Annotated in this window: 17 protein-coding genes; 11 read left to right on the top strand and 6 right to left on the bottom strand. The window is 38.8% G+C overall.

The window, feature by feature from the left end; all coding sequences use genetic code 11:
- The 9 genes from FJR04_RS10040 to FJR04_RS10000 form a co-directional block, all read left to right on the top strand.
- Window positions 1–2,506 (top strand): cadherin-like domain-containing protein (locus FJR04_RS10040; protein WP_168494164.1); only part of this gene is annotated, 2,506 nt, incomplete at its 5' end.
- A 127-nt stretch (window positions 2,507–2,633) separates the two neighbouring features.
- On the top strand, window positions 2,634–4,889 hold the full coding sequence (locus tag FJR04_RS10035) for a DUF4114 domain-containing protein (protein WP_168494162.1): 2,256 nt from the start codon (window positions 2,634–2,636) through the stop codon (window positions 4,887–4,889).
- 80 nt (window positions 4,890–4,969) lie between these two features.
- On the top strand, window positions 4,970–5,551 hold the full coding sequence (cysC, locus tag FJR04_RS10030) for an adenylyl-sulfate kinase (RefSeq protein ID WP_168494160.1): 582 nt from the start codon (window positions 4,970–4,972) through the stop codon (window positions 5,549–5,551).
- A 287-nt stretch (window positions 5,552–5,838) separates the two neighbouring features.
- Complete coding sequence (gene dnaJ / locus FJR04_RS10025) at window positions 5,839–6,984, top strand: molecular chaperone DnaJ (protein WP_168494158.1); 1,146 nt, start codon at window positions 5,839–5,841, stop codon at window positions 6,982–6,984.
- Window positions 6,981–7,238 (top strand): sulfurtransferase TusA family protein, encoded by a 258-nt coding sequence (locus tag FJR04_RS10020; protein ID WP_168494157.1) that lies wholly within the window; start codon window positions 6,981–6,983, stop codon window positions 7,236–7,238. Before dnaJ ends, FJR04_RS10020 begins: the two co-directional genes overlap by 4 nt.
- Entirely contained in the window at window positions 7,235–8,371 is a 1,137-nt protein-coding gene (rsgA, locus tag FJR04_RS10015; RefSeq protein WP_168494155.1) for a small ribosomal subunit biogenesis GTPase RsgA, read from the top strand. The genes FJR04_RS10020 and rsgA overlap by 4 nt, the downstream gene beginning before the upstream one ends.
- 125 nt (window positions 8,372–8,496) lie before the next feature.
- Window positions 8,497–8,727 (top strand): addiction module protein, encoded by a 231-nt coding sequence (locus FJR04_RS10010; protein WP_168494153.1) that lies wholly within the window; start codon window positions 8,497–8,499, stop codon window positions 8,725–8,727.
- Window positions 8,728–8,784: 57 nt separating this feature from the next.
- Complete coding sequence (locus FJR04_RS10005; protein ID WP_168494151.1) at window positions 8,785–9,315, top strand: hypothetical protein; 531 nt, start codon at window positions 8,785–8,787, stop codon at window positions 9,313–9,315.
- Between the two features lie 178 nt (window positions 9,316–9,493).
- The gene (locus FJR04_RS10000) at window positions 9,494–10,966 is read left to right on the top strand and encodes a Fic family protein (RefSeq protein ID WP_168494149.1); all 1,473 of its coding nucleotides are present in this window, start codon (window positions 9,494–9,496) and stop codon (window positions 10,964–10,966) included.
- Window positions 10,967–11,062: 96 nt separating this feature from the next.
- Here FJR04_RS10000 and FJR04_RS09995 read toward each other — a convergent pair whose 3' ends face one another.
- From FJR04_RS09995 to FJR04_RS09985, 3 genes are all read right to left on the bottom strand, one after another.
- On the bottom strand, window positions 11,063–11,386 hold the full coding sequence (locus FJR04_RS09995) for a DUF5615 family PIN-like protein (RefSeq protein ID WP_168494147.1): 324 nt from the start codon (window positions 11,384–11,386) through the stop codon (window positions 11,063–11,065).
- A 1-nt stretch (window position 11,387) separates the two neighbouring features.
- Window positions 11,388–11,606, bottom strand: coding sequence for a DUF433 domain-containing protein (locus tag FJR04_RS09990; protein ID WP_168494145.1), 219 nt, complete (start codon window positions 11,604–11,606; stop codon window positions 11,388–11,390).
- Between the two features lie 91 nt (window positions 11,607–11,697).
- Window positions 11,698–11,874 (bottom strand): hypothetical protein, encoded by a 177-nt coding sequence (locus FJR04_RS09985; RefSeq protein ID WP_168494143.1) that lies wholly within the window; start codon window positions 11,872–11,874, stop codon window positions 11,698–11,700.
- 235 nt (window positions 11,875–12,109) lie between these two features.
- Between FJR04_RS09985 and FJR04_RS09980 the strand changes: the two genes are divergently transcribed.
- Both FJR04_RS09980 and FJR04_RS09975 read left to right on the top strand, forming a co-directional pair.
- Window positions 12,110–12,562, top strand: a complete 453-nt coding sequence (locus tag FJR04_RS09980; protein ID WP_168494141.1) for a hypothetical protein — start codon at window positions 12,110–12,112, stop codon at window positions 12,560–12,562.
- Window positions 12,563–12,783: 221 nt separating this feature from the next.
- Window positions 12,784–13,050, top strand: a complete 267-nt coding sequence (locus FJR04_RS09975; RefSeq protein WP_168494139.1) for a type II toxin-antitoxin system ParD family antitoxin — start codon at window positions 12,784–12,786, stop codon at window positions 13,048–13,050.
- Between the two features lie 102 nt (window positions 13,051–13,152).
- Here FJR04_RS09975 and mdh read toward each other — a convergent pair whose 3' ends face one another.
- The 3 genes from mdh to FJR04_RS09960 all read right to left on the bottom strand — a co-directional run bounded on the left by mdh (window position 13,153) and on the right by FJR04_RS09960 (window position 15,072).
- Window positions 13,153–14,118 (bottom strand): malate dehydrogenase, encoded by a 966-nt coding sequence (gene mdh / locus FJR04_RS09970; protein ID WP_168494137.1) that lies wholly within the window; start codon window positions 14,116–14,118, stop codon window positions 13,153–13,155.
- A 124-nt stretch (window positions 14,119–14,242) separates the two neighbouring features.
- The gene (locus FJR04_RS09965) at window positions 14,243–14,458 is read right to left on the bottom strand and encodes an NAD(P)H-quinone oxidoreductase subunit O (protein ID WP_168494135.1); all 216 of its coding nucleotides are present in this window, start codon (window positions 14,456–14,458) and stop codon (window positions 14,243–14,245) included.
- 284 nt (window positions 14,459–14,742) lie between these two features.
- The gene (locus tag FJR04_RS09960) at window positions 14,743–15,072 is read right to left on the bottom strand and encodes a toxin-antitoxin system HicB family antitoxin (RefSeq protein ID WP_168494133.1); all 330 of its coding nucleotides are present in this window, start codon (window positions 15,070–15,072) and stop codon (window positions 14,743–14,745) included.
- Window positions 15,073–15,082: the final 10 nt, after the last annotated feature.

Genomic DNA, 15,082 nt, shown 5'->3' with positions numbered 1-15,082 from the left:
TACCCTGTTCTTCCGCAACACGGGAACTGCTACTGCACCTACCTTCGCCCTGGAAGCCACCAACCCCTTCGGTTTGACGTGGGTGGGGGTTTCTTCTGCACCCACCTTTGCCGATATTGATCATGATGGGGACTTAGATGCTTTTGTGGGGAATCAGGTTGGCTCTATCGTATTCTTCGAGAATATAGCCGTTACTACTTTAAGCAACACTGCTGAAGATACAGCCATTATCATCAATGCGGCTGACTTGTTAACAAGGTTCAGTGATGTAGAAGGTGATACCATTTCCGTTGTGAACTTAACTGCTGATAACGGTGTATTGGTAGACAACAATAATGGAACTTATACCTTCACCCCAACTGCCAACTTTAACGGTACTGTCACCCTTTCCTACGGTGTGAGTGATGGTACAGATACATTAAACGGACAAACTCAGACTTTCTCTGTCACTCCTGTTAATGATGCACTCACAGGTTCACCCACTGCGACATTAAGCAACACTGCTGAAGATACAGCCATTACCATCAATGCTGCTGACTTGTTAGCAGGTTTCAGTGATGTAGATGGTGATACCCTCTCTGTTGTCAACTTCACTGCTGATAATGGTGTATTGGTAGACAACAGTGATGGGACTTATACCTTCACTCCTGATGCTAACTTTAATGGTGATGTCCTACTCAAATATAGAGTCACTGATGGTACAGATACATCAGACATACAATATCAGAGTTTCTCTGTCACTGCTGTTAATGATGCTCCCACAGGTTCACCCACAGCAACTTTAAGCAACACTGCTGAAGATACAGCTATCACGATTACAGCAGCTAACTTATTAGCAGGTTTCAGTGATGTAGATGCTGGTGATACTCTCTCTGTTGTGAACTTAACTGCTGATAACGGTGCATTAGTCAACAACAATGATGGTACTTATACCTTCACCCCAACTGCTAACTTTAATGGTGCTGTTAATCTTTCCTACGGTGTGAGTGATGGTACAGTAACCTTAGCTGGACAAACTCAGACTTTCTCTGTGACTGCGGTTAATGATGCACCTGTGGGTTCACCTACAGCAACTTTAGGCAATACTGCTGAAGATACAGCCATTATCATTAATGCTGCTAACTTGTTAGCAGGTTTCAGTGATGTAGATGCTGGTGATACCCTCTCTGTTGTCAACTTAACTGCCAACAATGGTGCATTAGTCAACAACAATAATGGCACTTATACCTTCACCCCAACCCTCAACTTTAATGGTGTAGTTAATCTTTCCTACGGTGTAAGTGATGGAACAGATACCTTAACTGGTCAAACTCAGACTTTCTCTGTCACTCCAGTTAATGATGCACCAATAGTAGCAAATGCGATCGCAAACCAAACCACTCTAGAAGATGGTTTCTTCAGCTTTACCCTTCCCGCCAATACCTTTGCCGATGTTGATGCAGGTGACAGCTTAACTTACACTGCCACCCTCGCTAACAGCAACCCCTTACCTACCTGGTTAACCTTCAACGCTGCTACCAATACCTTTAGTGGCACACCCGACGACCCAGATAACGGCACAATTAGCATCAAAGTTACCGCGACTGACAGCAGCAATGCCACTGTTGACAATACTTTTAACCTAACAGTAACTCCTGTCAACGATGCACCTGTAGCTGGTGATGACTCTTTTAGTGCCAATCAAAATACACCATTGACCTTGCTATCTGGCGACCTGTTAGCCAACGATACCGATGTAGATAGTCCTACTTTAAGTATCTCTGCTGTCAGCAACAGTGTTAACGGTAGCGTAACTATCAATAGCAGTGGCGATGTCGTCTTTACTCCCACCACTGGTTTTAGTGGCGATGGCAGCTTTAGCTATACCGTCAGCGATGGCAATGGTGGCACTGATTTAGGCATGGTAACAGTAGCTGTCGGGGTTAACCTCAACGGTACTAACAAAGATGACGTTATTAACGGTACACTCGGCAACGACATCATTAACGCACTCAATGGTGATGATAGTGTCTTCGGCAATGCTGGTAACGACAACCTTGTTGGTGGCAATGGCGATGACATACTCTATGGTGGTGCTGGTAACGATCAACTTTATGGCGGTAACAGCAATGACTTCCTCTATGGTGAGGCTGGTAACGACCATCTCGAAGGTGATAACGGTGAAGACAAACTTTATGGCGGTGACGGTAACGACACCCTTTTAGGTGGTAACGGTGAAGACAAACTTTATGGCGGTGCGGGTAATGACTTCCTTAATGGTGGCAAGGGAGATGACATCCTGACTGGTGGTACTGGTAGCGATATCTTCGTCTTCCAGAAAGCCGCAGGTAGAGATAAAATCACTGATTTTAGTTTAGGTCAGGGCGATAAAATCGGCTTGTCTGGCTTGAATTTCAATCAGTTGTCCTTCTCTGGTGATGAGATTCGCATCGGTAATCAAACTTTAGGCATATTGACCGGGTTTGATACTACTACACTGACACAGAATAACTTTATTTCTGTTTAAGTGGATTAGATATCTCTGATTGAGAATGTAGAGACGTTCCATGGAACGTCTCTACAAGAGTTTTCGGTATATCGTATTATTTGTTTAAAAATATTTAACCATTTACGTAGGCAAAATTGTAATTATTATGATTATTAATGGTACTTCCAATAACGATGAGTTAACTGCCCAACAAGGTGATCAAGTCTTTGGATTTGCAGGTGATGATACCCTAGATGCAGCTAATGGTGATGGAAATAACATCCTTGACGGTGGATCTGGCAACGACAAGCTTTTGGGTAATAATAACGACACCTTAATCGGTGGTGAGGGCAATGATAGCTTATATGCTAAAGGTGATTCCGGTAATAACATCCTCAATGGTGGTGCTGGAGAAGATGACTTATATGCTGAAGGTAATTCCGGTAATAACATCCTCAATGGTGGTGATGATAGCGATCGCTTGTTTGTCTTAGAAGGCGATAATAATAGCCTGAATGGTGATGCTGGAGATGATGAGCTTTATGTCATGGACGGTAGCCTTAACACTCTCAAAGGCGGGGTTGGTAATGATTTTCTTCAAACACTCAGCACCATCGGTAACAACACCCTAGAGGGTGGTGAAGGTAATGATACTCTGATTGGAACACTGGCGAGCGATAGCGAGGCGCTGCTGCTTTCAGCAGATCGCTTATTTGGTGATGATGGGGATGACTTACTCTACGCTGGTAAACAAGGTACTAAAATGATTGGCGGTAATGGATTTGACCGCTTTTATTTTGGTAATGGTTCAGTTCCTGATGTACCCGCAGAAGTCTTAGATTTTACAAAAAGTGATGATAAAGTTATCATTTCTGGCATCCCTCAAGTCCATAATTTTGAAGACATCATTCTAGAGCAAGTTGGGAATGACACAATTGTCAAAGCTCTAATTGATGGGAGTGAAAGAAACTTGGGCATTTTACGAAATGTCCTCAGCAGTGATCTAGATGCTTCTAATTTTGATTTTATAATTCCTGTTTTCTCAATTACTGATGCTGCATCTATTGAAGGTAATGATATAACTTTCACTATTACCCGCACCGATGATATATTGATTGACCAAACAGTGACTGTATCCACATCCATAAATACAGGAGATACAGCCAGTGTTTCTGACTTCACTGCTCAAACTCAAACCATCACCTTTGCTCAGGGGGAAACCCAAAAAATCTTTACTGTTTCCAGCATACTAGATAGCTTATTCGAGAGTGCTGAAACTTTTACTGTCACTTTAAGTAATCCCACAAACGGATCAATTATCAGTTCTACAAATGGCATAGCCAAGGGAACTATTAATGATGAAGATATACCTCTAGCCGTTATTACCAACAACAGCATATTTAGTGTTAAAGGAGTTGGTGATACAGTCAGACTCAAAGCCACCTTAATAGAAAGCAATTCTACTTTTGTCAACGAACTTGGTGTATTTGTTGTTGACAATGCCGAAGGTAGAATTAACGGTATTGCACCAGGGGAACAAGGTTATAATGAAGCAGCTCTTACCCTGGCAAAAACCCAAAGTGAAGGTGTTTTTTCTGCCATTGCTAATCTTCCTAATCTGTTTAAAACTGACATTGAAACTAATAGTCTGACACGATTACTGGAATTTGATTCTGGTAGTTACTTACAATTCTTTTTAGTCAAAGACGGTACAGTTGATTCTTTCAAAGCCGGACTCATTGAAAATACCAACATTTTATTTGCTGATTCCTCAAACCAAATCATTACACAAGAAGAGGGTAATTTTACAATTTCCTGGAAAGAAGATACTACTGAGACAAACTTCGATTCTCTAGTAGTGAAGATAGAATCAACTGATGAATCCTTAACTATAGGTACAGCACTACAAGAAGAAAGCCAAGCAAAATTAATTGATTTACGAGATATATCAGGTCTGGTAAAAGCAGACTTTTCTGTGTTTAGAGAAGCTGCATACAACAACGAGGTCTATTTTTACGAAGTAAACAATGCTCAAGGACAAATTGGCAGCCTGGAAGCAACTTCAGCTAATAGAGCCAATTACTTACAAGCAGCCATCAACAATCTAATTAAAGATGGAGAAACTGGTGAAACCATCAAATTTGCTGTTTCTAACCAGGGTCAATTCACAGACAGTGCCATGATTACAGGTGGTTCAATCTTCGCTCCCATGATCATTATCAATGGCACTTTGTCACAGTTGACGGATAATAATACTGATAATGATCCTCAAGTTTATTTCCCTTACTTGGGAGTCAATTCTGATGGATTAGACCACATTCGCTTATTAGCAGACAATACATTTGGTTTCGAGGACTTATCTGGTGGTGGTGATTTGGATTACAATGATTTAATTATTAAATTGAACTTCACTGTCCAGTAATCTGTGAAAAAATAATTGACTTTAATTCTGGCATCTTCTGTGGTAAAAAATCTGATAAATTAATCAAAAAATCACGAGTTATGAATCATCAAGGTATAATTATCTGGCTGACAGGTTTAAGTGGTGCTGGTAAAACAACGATCGCCTCCTCTGTTTCCCAAGAACTACAAACACGCGGTTGCAGAGTAGAATTACTTGACGGTGATGTTGTTCGCACTAATTTATCTCAAGGGTTGGGATTTAGTAAAGAAGACCGGGATATAAATGTCCGCCGCATTGGTTTTGTTGCTGATTTACTCAGTCGCAATGGCATAATAGCGATCGTATCAGCAATTAGTCCCTATCGCTCAATTCGAGAGGAACTGAAACAGACAACTACTAACTTTGTGGAAGTTTACGTTCAAGCACCATTGGCAATTTGTGAATCCCGTGATATAAAAGGACTTTACGCTAAAGCTAGGGCTGGACAAATCCAGAATTTCACGGGTATATCTGATCCTTATGAAGAACCTTTAAATCCAGATATTATTTGTATTACTGATAAATTTACTGTAGAGCAATGTGTTTCTCAAGTGGTCATTTATTTAGAGAAGCAAGGATATATTTCATTCATCTACCCAAGAACACAGGAGCATATATCACAGATACAACTAAAAGTATAGGTCGGGGTTTCCACACTTAATGGTACGGCTAGTTCCTATAATCAAGATGTGGGTTTTCCACATCTGAATAGCACAATAATAAAAGATTAATCACCAGTGAGAGCAAACACTAGCAAAAAAATATTGATAAAATTGATTATTAACAAAAATTAAACAAAAAGCATGATTAACGTGACCCCACGCTATTTGCATTCCTAAATTTCTGTATTTTTGTTAAAGTGTTACCTTAAACCTATTAGCTACTATTTTCGTTACTTTTGCTTCCTTCAAACTCCTAACCTTGCTATATGGCTCGAGACTATTATGAAACCCTGGGTGTCTCTCGTGACGCCGACAAAGAAGAGATTAAACAGGCTTATCGCCGCCTAGCCCGAAAGTATCACCCAGATGTTAATAAAGAATCTGGGGCAGAGGAACGGTTTAAGGAGATTAACCGCGCCTATGAAGTGCTGTCTGAGCCGGAAGTTCGCGCTCGTTATGACCGCTTTGGTGAAGCGGGTGTTTCGGGAGCGGCCGCGGCTGGTGCTGGTGCTGGTTTCCAAGATATGGGCGACATGAGTGGTTTTGCCGATATCTTTGAAAGCATTTTCAGCGGCTTTGCTGGTGGTATGGGCGGACAACCCCAACAAAGACGGCGTAGCGGACCGGTGCGAGGTGATGATCTTCGACTCGACCTGAAATTAGATTTTCGGGAAGCAGTATTTGGTGGGGAAAAAGAAATTCGGATTTCCCATTTAGAAACCTGTGAAGTTTGTAATGGTTCTGGTGCTAAAGCCGGAACTCGCCCCCGGACTTGTGGTACTTGTGGTGGTTCAGGTCAAGTTAGACGAGTAACTAGAACCCCATTTGGTAGCTTTACTCAAGTGTCAACTTGTCCCGCCTGTGATGGTACAGGAACGGTTGTTGAGGATAAGTGTGATGCTTGTGACGGTAAAGGCGCAAATCAGGTTACAAAGAAACTCAAAATTAATGTTCCCGCTGGTGTGGACAATGGGACACGCTTAAGAATTTCCCAAGAAGGAGATGCAGGTCAACGGGGTGGTCCGCCTGGTGATTTATATGTCTACTTGTTTGTGAATGAAGATGAAGAATTTCATCGAGAGGGAATTAATATTAATTCGGAAATTAAAATTAGCTACCTGCAAGCGATTTTAGGTTGCCGTTTGGAAGTAAATACTGTAGATGGACCAGTTGAATTAGTAATTCCAGCAGGAACTCAACCCAATACGGTGATGAAATTAGAAAATCGTGGTGTCCCCCGTCTGGGTAATCCGGTGAGTCGGGGTGATCATTTGTTAACGGTGTTAATTGATATTCCGACTAAGATCATCCCAGAGGAGCGAGAACTGCTAGAGAAACTAGCTAAAATTAAGGGAGACAGGACTGGTAAAGGTGGTTTAGAAGGATTCTTAGGAAGCTTGTTTAAGTCATGAGTGGATCTTCTGTGTTAACCCCCGACGCTCAATTAGATTTGCGTGGGACTCCTTGTCCGATTAATTTTGTGCGAACAAAACTATATCTGGAAAAAATGCTTCCTGGGGGTTTATTGGAAGTATGGTTAGATCCAGGTGAACCGATAGAACAAGTTCCTGATAGCCTGACAATGGCTGGTTATCATGTGGAAAAAATTACAGATTGTTCTGGCTATTTTTCTCTGTTTGTACGCCATCCGGTAGTTGAGGAATGAAAGGGGAAAGTGTTTCTACTAAACAGTTATTCGGTACAGTTTTAGCTGTACAGGCGAATTTTTATCGCGTGCAGATGGATGAGGAGGCAGGGGAGCAGGGGAGCAGGGGAGCAGGGGAGCAGGGGAGTAGGGAGAAGATTTTTCCCAATCCCCAGTCCCCAGTCCCCAATCCCCCCATTCTTCTTTGTACGCGGAGAACACGCTTGAAGAAAATTGGTCAACAGGTGATGGTGGGCGATCGCGTGGTTGTCGAAGAACCTGATTGGGCTGGTGGACGGGGGGCTGTGAGTGAGGTTTTACCGCGTCATAGTCAATTAAATCGGCCAGCGATCGCTAATGTTAATCAAATTCTCCTGGTTTTTGCGGTTGCAGATCCGCCTTTAGAACCTATTCAATTAAGCAGATTTTTAATTAAGGCTGAGTCTACAGGCGTTGATGTGCTGCTGTGTTTAAATAAATGTGATCTCATTTCTGAAGATGAACGACAGCAAGTAAGCGATCGCCTTTTGGCTTGGGGTTATCAACCTTTATTTATCAGTGTTCAAAATAGTATTAATATTGACCAAATAGCGGCATATTTGCAGGATAAAATTACTGTGATTGCTGGTCCTTCGGGTGTGGGGAAATCCAGCTTGATTAATAGTTTGATTCCTGATATTAACCTGCGCGTGGGGGAAGTTTCCGGTAAATTAGCCCGTGGTCGCCATACTACCCGTCATGTAGAATTATTTGAAATGACTACAGGTGGGTTATTAGCAGATACTCCCGGTTTTAATCAACCTGATTTAGATTGTAGTCCCGAAGAATTAATTTACTATTTTCCAGAAGCTAGAACCAGGTTAGAAACTGCTAATTGTCGGTTTAGTGATTGTAGTCATCGGGATGAACCAGACTGTGTGGTTCGTGGTGACTGGGAACGATATCAGCATTATTTAGAATTTTTGGCTGATGCGATCGTTTATCAAACCCATCTTAACCAACAAGCTGACCCGGAATCAAATCTGAAATTAATATCTAAAGGTAAAGGTCAAAGTCAGTACGAACCAAAATTAGAAAGTAAAAAATATCGGCGGATTTCTCGGAAAACTCAATTACAAGATTTACAAGAGTTATACCGAGAAAGTGAAGATTGACACTCCCCGGTCTAAAGACATTATGTAAAAATTTATACATTAAGTATAGTCAAGCCTTTTTAGTTGCTATATTTAAAATAAGCCTTAATGTATGATTAGTTTACTATAAGGATATGGGATAATTTATGACTATTGAACAATTAGAAGCTCAAGTTCTGGCTTTACCAAATGATTCTCTAGCATTATTAGTAGCTCGTCTGATTGAACATTTAGGACAAGTTGGAGAAATTGATCAACAAGTTGCTGAAGAATGGATACAAGAAGCAGAATTACGGGATGAGGATATGAGTAATGGTAAAGTTGCTGGTGTTTCGTCCCAAGAAGTGTTTAATAAATTGCGTGCATCTTTACAATGAAGACTGTTATATTTCATCCATTAGCGGAATTAATCAAGTAGTGAGGAGTAATAAATAATGGATATACAAGAATACTTTAAAGGGCTAATTAGTAATCAGCAATTTAGTGAAAATCTGAATCAACAACATTATAAATTTGCCCATCAATTAATGCCCTATATTGTAGAAAATAACTTTCAGGATTTACTAAGTAAAGTTATTGATAAATCTGCCCAAAACTGGATTTTACAACTCTGGAATAAATATTCTGAACTTCCAATTCCCAATTACACAGCATTGGTTTACCCAATATGTAATTTTACCAAGCATTCTGAAAACATTGGAATAATATACATTACTATGCCTGCACCTAGAGTAAGTCCAGAAGCAGCATACATAGCAGTTATTTTTAAAATAGATAATGAACCACCATCTGAGTGGTTACGAAGCTACTTTACCCTTGAATTAGGACTAACTACATCTGCATATTGGACACTAGCAGAGTGGAATAATTCCAATCATATTAATTTAGGAGAATTTAAGTATGAACCAACTCTAAATAATTTCCTTGCGACAATTATTACAGAAGTTAAAAGCAGATGGAGTTAGGATTAATCACATTATTGATGTAGAGTTGAGATAGATACCTTTGGTGAGCCTTGCTAACGCATTTCTGGAGTAGATTTAGGAGCGATAGCGAAGCGCGACAGAGGAATCGCATTATCTGATGTAGAGTGAGAGCAATCTATCATATTAAACTATTTATTAAGTTTTTCAGGAATTAGCTATGCAGTGGCAACCAATAGAAAATTTACCATCCAATTGGGAAGATTTAGCAAGTTCTGAATTACCACCTTTAGTCACTGTTTGGAATGAACAAGCAGAACGACTGCGTTCCTCTGGAGAATTCAAAACCTTTATGGAAAGGTTATGTCGAGAGATTGCTATTGAAACTGGAATTATTGAAGGACTATATACCCTAGACAGAGGAATCACCCGTGTACTAATTGAACAAGGGATTAATGAGGCTCTTATTGCTCATAATCCTAATAATCCTGCCAATCCCCCAATCAAGCAAATTGTATCTCTCATCCAAGATCAAGAAGCAGCGGTCGAAGGATTATTTGATTTTGTTGGTGGAGGGAGAAGTTTATCTACTTCCTACATCAAAGAGTTACATCAACTTCTCACTCAGAATCAAGATAGTACAGAAGCAAAAACGCCAACAGGACAAATTATTCGTGTTCCTCTGAACAGAGGTGACTGGAAAAAGCAACCTAATAATCCAGAAAGAAAAGATGGCTCTATAGATGAATATTGCCCTCCAGAACAAGTTGCTTCTGAAATGGATAATTTGATTCAATGGCATCATCAACATAGAATAGAACAAATTCCCCCTGAAGTGGAAGCAGCATGGTTACATCATCGCTTCACACAAATTCATCCATTTCAAGATGGTAATGGTCGTGTGGCTCGCTGTCTTGCTAGTTTAGTTTTTCTGCAAGCTAGATGGTTTCCTTTGGTTGTTACAGGTGACGAAAGAGCAGCTTATATTGGAGCTTCAGAGCAAGCAGATAAAGGTGATTTATCAAACTTAATTAACTTGTTTGCTAAAAGTCAAAAACAGGCATTTATTCGTAGTCTTGGTTTATCTGAACAAATTTTGTCCGAAACACGACGCGCTCAGGCTGTTATTGCTTCCATAGCTAACAAAATTAGGCAAAATCAATCACCCACTATTCCAGATCGCCGTCAAAAAGTTGAAAGTTTTGCGACAAATCTTTTTAAAATTGCATCGGCTCGTTTAGAAGATATCGCTACCGAAATTAAGTTATCTGTTCAAAATCTAGTAAGTGATGCTGAGAGTTTTGTGGTTCCGGCTGCTGCTGGTGATCCTAAATCATATTATCATCGCTTCCAAGTTGTAGAAACAGCTAAACAATTAGGTTACTTTGCTAATATTCGGACTTATCACAGTTGGATACAATTGGTGATTAATGTAGAATCATCAACAACAATTCTACTTTCTTTTCATGCAGTAGGACATGAGTATCTTGGCTTACTTGCTTGTTCTGCCTGTGCATATCATAGAGATAATACTGGAGAAGGTGAACGAAATATTAGTGATATTCAAGCCTTAACAGATTCTCTATTTCAGTTTTCTTATGCTGATGATGAGAGTAACCTGACGGAACGTTTTAAGAAGTGGTTGGAAGATGTGATTGTTACTGGTTTAGAGTATTGGAATAAGAGTGTTTAACAAGCATAGTAAGAGCGATACCTTCGGTGGGCTTCGCTAACGCATTTCTAGTGTAGAGTGAATAGCGATACCTTGGATGCGCTTCTCTACACCTTATCATTCAAGACTAACAACTACAGCTTGACCTTTTACTACCGTAGATAAAATATCTAAAATCTTTGGAACTAAAGGTTTTAGATCCATTAATCTATTAGAAGATGCTTGCAAAACAACTATAGCAATATTGAACTGAGACAAATTTTGCTGAAAAGATAAATTCCTATCAACCGTAATAAAAACATCAAATTCTTTTTCTACTAAAGCCAGTAGTTTACCATTTTTAGTTCCCGCCCATCCCATTTGAGGAACTGTTTTGATTTCATAACCTACAAATTCTTTAGCTAACTTGCGGTCAATACATTCATCTAGAACCAGTTTCATCCTAAGCTACCTTACTAATCATTTGTTTTCCTGCTTCCTCTAAGAATGTAATTACTTGCTCTCTAGTAACCGTGGGAAAACCATCTAAAAAATCATCTATTGAATCTCCTGCTGTCAAATAATCTAAAAGTGTTTGTATAGGAACTCTTGTCCCAGTAAAAACAGGAGTACCACTCATAATTTCAGGAGACACACTTATGACGGAGGAATTGTTAGACATAGTTTTTTATATTTTCAGGTTATATTCTTAGTTTAACAATAAATGATTTTTTGCAGCTATACCCAAGACTAAAAGTAAAATTTCACCAAGTTTAGGGTTCATCTAACAAATCCAAAACTTCCTGCTCTACTGTACGGGTTCTGAGCATATCTAAAACATCCTGATCTGCCATTTCGATGATTTCTAGAATACAATAGCGAACTTGTTCTGCTACAGCAGGTTGCCAGTAATTTAACTTTGTATTTAGTTCTGCAATTAAAGCATCCATAATAATTCTGTATACTTCTAACTATCAATATTAAACTAATTTTCAACCAAAGTATATTTCTAATTAATAATTTGACATACAATAATATCTAGAAACCTTTCCCAAAATATACGGTTATGGCGACACTAACGCATTATCTGGTGTAGAGTGTAAGCGATATCTACGATGGGCTATGCCTACGCTTATCATTTATAATGAATATATTGCAATAGTCAATGTCACGAGGATTAGAAAAATGGACGTTACAAAACTTAGTGACACAACAATAGAACTATCAGATATTACAGCTTGGGATAAAAATGGACAGAAACTTTTAGTATCAAAAGTTAGAGCTAGAGATATTGTAGAAGATATTACCGGAAAGGTTAAAGATATTCTCAAGTTTGAGTATGAACATAATAGAGTGATAATTCCTTATGCTATGACAGCTACCCGTGAAGAAATTAAATTTTTTCAATGGGATGGGGAAAATTTAGAAGATGTCTACACTTTCTCAACTCCTGAAGTTTTGTCTGAATATGATCCAGAATTTAGTCATAAAAAGAGGATTTTTGAATATTATTTAGAAGTATTAGTTGAAGGACGGTTAAGAGATTTGGCTGATAACTGGAAAACAGATAATCCTCCAAAATCAGAAGAACTAACCCAAATAGGTTTTGTCAACAAAATTTATGATGCAGCACACTAAAGGTTAGCAAATTTAATGATTACGCTTTACATAGAAACTAATTTTTTTATTGATTTTGCGAAAAACTAATGGTGTTTTATATCTTCAGGTTATATTCCTAGTTTAACAATAAATGGAAGTAAGTCATTTCTGGTGTAGAGTTAGGAGCGATCGCACAAGGATAAACTTTCTGACCTACATTATAATAGTTCTTATTTACAGCCAACTTAACCAAAATTATTATGAGTATCAGTCTCACACCTAAACAAGAACACTTTATTCAAACAAAGTTGCAAACTGGAAAATACCAATCTGTAGAAGAAGTTCTAGAAATTGCTCTTCAGTTACTAGATGAGTATGATCATGCTGAGTCAGAATGGGTTGAGGAAGTGCGTGAAAAAATTGATGATGCGATCGCAATTTCAGAACATACAGCACCTATTGACGGTGAAACATTTGTAAATCAAATTTTAGATAGTTTTCAGCAACAGCGACAGGTAAAAAAATGAATCGTTACGTTATTAATATTCTTGCTACTGTTTTTGATGATTCGGAATTGTAAATTTAGAGAGATAGTTTTATTAAGCTTTACTAACGCATTTGCTGTATGATTATGTTTCTGCTAAAATTTCCAATGCTTTAGCAATATTTACCCTTACTGATTCTGCCGAAGTCTGCAAAGCTAACCTTTCTTGATCACTAATAGATACTTGTACAATATTCTCAATTCCATCCCATCCTAATCGGCAAGGAACACCAATTACTACATTATTTAAATCATATTCCCCTTCTAAATATGTTGAGGCTGGTAACAATCGGGACTGATTTAAGATGATTGATTCTACCATAATGGAAGTTGCGGAAGCTGGAGCAAAAAATGCGCCGCCGGTGTGCATTAATTCCACAATTTCTGCCCCACCATTGCGGGTTCTTTCTACTAAATGGTTAATTGTTTCCGCGGTCAATAATTCTGTAATTGGTACACCATTAACCGTTGCATAACGGGCTAAAGGAACCATTAAATTACCATGACTACCTAATACCATTGCTTTTACGTCAGCGGGTAAAACCCCTAATTCTAAAGCAATGAAGGTTTCAAATCTAGCTGAGTCTAATACCCCAGCCATTCCCATGACGCGATTTCTTGGTAAACCTGTAGTTTGCCAAGCTAAATATGTCATCACATCCAAAGGATTTGTAACTACAATAAAAATAGCATGAGGAGAATGAGCGATCGCATTTTTTGCTGCATCTACGACAATTTTGGCATTGACTTTGAGCAAATCATCCCGACTCATTCCCGGTTGGCGGGGAAAACCAGCGGTAATCACGACAATATTGGAATTAGCTGTATCTGCATAATCATTAGTGCCGCTAATTTGCCGATTATGGGATTCAATTCCTCTGGCTTCTAGCAAATCTAAGGCTAAACCCTGGGGCATTCCTGAGACAATATCCAATAATACTACATCAGCCAGATTTTTCTCAGCAATGCGTTGGGCTAAGGTGCTACCAACTCTCCCTGCACCGACAATAGTTACACGGGGAGAATTACAAACAATTGGGGAATAAGACATACAGCAGGGAACACGGAATAGGGTTAAATGTCTCTTGATATATGGCTTGGTTTTGAAAATGTGATTTCCGAAAAAACTGATTTTAAGTGCTAATTTTGAGAAAAATTTAGCACAGGTTATTTAATTAGTTTTGTTCTTCTAATTGTTCTAATTTTAACCAAATATTTGGTGTTGGCACTTTTCCAAATTTCACTAAAGCATACTCACCTTTGATATCTACAACTTCTCCCTGACTTTCAAATAAATAAGCAGGAAAGCGGGAATCACTAGCTTTAGCTTCTAGACTATTTTCCAATTTTTCGCGGATAGCACGAACCATGTTTCCCTTTTTTACCGCCATAAGTTCCCCTTAGAAATTAATAAACGCTTTTATTGATAATTTTATAAGAAAATATGCTAAAAACCCCAGACTTTATTTTCTTTTTTCTATAAAAATAGTTCATAGTTCTTCCTTATCAAGTTCATCATAGCAAATTCCCAAGCAGAAGTCAACTACTTATTGTCTATTTTTAGCGGTATCTTGAATTAAGAAGTGTGTATATTTTAAAGCTGCTAAAATTATTACCCCTGTAACAATTTACCATGATAGCGATCGCCAATTATTGAGTTTGAGTATTTTGTGGTTCATACTCTAGTCGCGTTACTTATTCGTTGTTGAAGAGAAGCGATAATTTCAGGACTTAATTCTGCTTCTGGTTGTACTACTTCACGTTCAGCTAAAACTGATTTAATTTGACTTTCGGAAGCTTTTCCTAAACCTTGTAACAGTGTTTTAAAACTCTGTTCTTGTTCAACTATTTCTTTTTCTGGTGTTGCTTGAATAAACTCTGTGGATACAGCTTGGCGGGGTAAAGCATAAACTATATATTGATTCAAAGAAATACCTTCAGTTTCAGCTAACTGGATTAACTGTTGGTGTAATGTGGCTGGTAATCTAAGTGTTAATCTACTCATATCTAAATTT

The organism is Anabaena sp. UHCC 0204 (assembly GCF_009711975.1).
Classification (GTDB): Bacteria; Cyanobacteriota; Cyanobacteriia; order Cyanobacteriales; family Nostocaceae; genus Dolichospermum.
The sequence above is the reverse complement of the archived record's forward strand: the minus strand, read 5'-3'. Positions and strand labels throughout refer to the sequence as shown.